At 49.1% G+C, this 2,352-nt stretch carries 1 protein-coding gene and 1 pseudogene; one reads left to right on the top strand and one right to left on the bottom strand.

Annotated elements, in window-relative coordinates; all coding sequences use genetic code 11:
* A pseudogene (locus GRP75_RS24600) lies at positions 1 to 294 on the bottom strand (MFS transporter); the annotation flags it as partial.
* 419 nt (positions 295 to 713) lie between these two features.
* Here GRP75_RS24600 and nirB point away from each other — a divergent pair.
* On the top strand, positions 714 to 2,352 hold a 1,639-nt coding region (gene nirB, locus GRP75_RS24605), incomplete at its 3' end, for a nitrite reductase large subunit NirB (RefSeq protein ID WP_160790630.1).

Here is a 2,352-nt window from a genome sequence, read left to right on the forward strand (position 1 = left end):
CCACAGCCAGCCGAGCAAGAGAGGGATTATCGTAACAAGCATACCAATCTGCCCTGTGAGCTTCGGACCGATATAATCCGACATGAATCCGAGCACGAGCCGCAGCAGGGAACCACCGAGTATGGGTAGGGCAACAAGATTGGCTTTTTGTACAGGGTCCATTGGATAATCATTAGCAATTACAACGGCCAACGGTCCGATCATTCCCCATATCATAAAACTGATATCAAAATACAGAAAGGAGCCAAATAGGGTGGGCTTGTGTCCGCTTTTCCAGAAATTTTTTTTGTTCATTCTCCATCTCTCCTGTTCTAATTGTTGTTCTTTGTCTGCAAAATGTAATTTGAACATGAAAAAGCCGCAAATCGCCCCTACATGGTATCTAGGAAACGGTTTGCGGCTTCATTGCCGTGGTTGACACACCTCATTGTGAGTCGACTTGGTATGATCACGTTGGAGTGATTTTAATCAAATTATAAAAAAGGATCTGTTTTATGTCAATATACGTAACACAAAATCGCAAAAAAATTAAATATAAGACGAAAAATATAGCATTCATGTATTAAATATTGACATGACATTCACAATTCAGTAATCTTAGATACATATCGGCACAACGATGTGCCGACATTTACGGCAACGGTGCCCTTTTCCATGGAATGGAGAAGGGCTTTTTCTGTCTTATTTTATTCGGAGAATGGGGCTGGTTTAATATGATGAAAAAACTGGTCGTCGTCGGCAACGGTATGGCAGGCATCAAATGTGTGGAGGAAATACTCGTTTTGGAGCCAGAGCGGTTCCAAATTACGATATTTGGTGCAGAGCCCCGTCCCGGGTACAACCGAGTGCTCCTGTCCAAAATGCTTCAGGAGGAGAGCTCATTTAAACATATCGTTACCCATGACTGGGACTGGTATGAAGAGAACGGGGTAAAGTTGTACGCGGGTGAACGCGTCTGTCGTATTGATGTTGCAGCCGGGATGGTGGAAACGGAATCCGGTATGAAAGAACCTTATGACATGCTCATATTGGCAACGGGCTCATTGCCTTTCATGCCGCCCATTCCCGGAGCTCGAAAACAGGGAGTAATCGCTTTTCGTGATGTGAATGATTGTGAAACCATGGCGAGATATGCCAAAACATACCGCAAGGCCACGGTTATCGGAGGGGGGCTGTTAGGACTTGAGGCCGCTCAAGGCCTACTGAATCTAGGGATGGAAACTGAGGTTGTTCATAATGCGCAGTATCTTATGAACCGTCAGCTTGACCGGACGGCGGCTGTGCTTCTGCAGCGAAAGCTGGAGCAACAGGGCATGAGGTTTCATTTGGTGAAGGAAACGGTCAACATCATAGGCCGAAATAGGGCGCATGGATTGATGTTTGCGGACGGAGACAGGTTGGAAACGGATTTGGTGGTGCTGGCGGTTGGTATCCGACCGAATATCGAATTAGCTCAGGACAGCGGTCTGACCGTAAACCGTGCCATTGTCGTGGATGATTATATGCGCACGAGTATTCCCGGTATTTATGCCGTCGGCGAATGTGCTGAGCACCGCGGGATTTCATACGGGCTAGTGGCGCCGCTATATGAGCAGGGCAAAGTGCTGGCAAAAGTCATTTGTGGTCGTGAAACGGCTCCCTATGAAGGGACGGTTCCGTATGCGCAGCTCAAGGTAGCGGGAATCCATGTGTTTTCCGCAGGTGACATTCGTGATGAGGGAAACAAGACGGCAGTCATGGAATATAACGGGATGCTGGAGGTTTATAAAAAAGTGATGATGCACGGCGGTGCTGTCACTGGCGCCATTTTGTTCGGAGATACGGCGGAAAGCACCTCGCTGCTCGGAATGGTACAGCGCGGAGCGCCCGCTACAGAGCTTACATCCCGGGATAACAGCGGAAGCAAAGCGGAGGATGCGGCAGCCGCACTGCCGGAAGAGGAAACGGTATGTGCGTGCAACGGCGTGAGTAAGGGGGCTATTTTGCGAGCGATCACTACGGATAAGCTGAAGACGGTGGAAGAGGTGAAGAGCCGGACCAAAGCATCCGGTTCCTGTGGGGGCTGTCGGCCGCTGGTGGCTGCACTGGTCAAAAATAGTTTGTCCCAATCGACAGTTTCCGGACCTGTAGTTACTCCGACCGCCCAAGAAGTAGTCCCTGTGTGTGGATGTACGCATTACGATCATGATTCGCTTAAAACAGCTATGGTGGACGCAGCCTGTCAGACTCCAGATGAAGTAGTGTCCCGTCTCGGTTGGACTAGACAGCAGGGGTGTGAATTGTGTCGGCCGGCTGTACTTTATTATTTGGAATCCCTTGGGTTGCGCGACAGATCTGCGACAAATCCATTAG

This window comes from Paenibacillus sp. OT2-17, assembly GCF_009827695.1.
Classification (GTDB): domain Bacteria; phylum Bacillota; class Bacilli; order Paenibacillales; family Paenibacillaceae; genus Paenibacillus; species Paenibacillus polymyxa_B.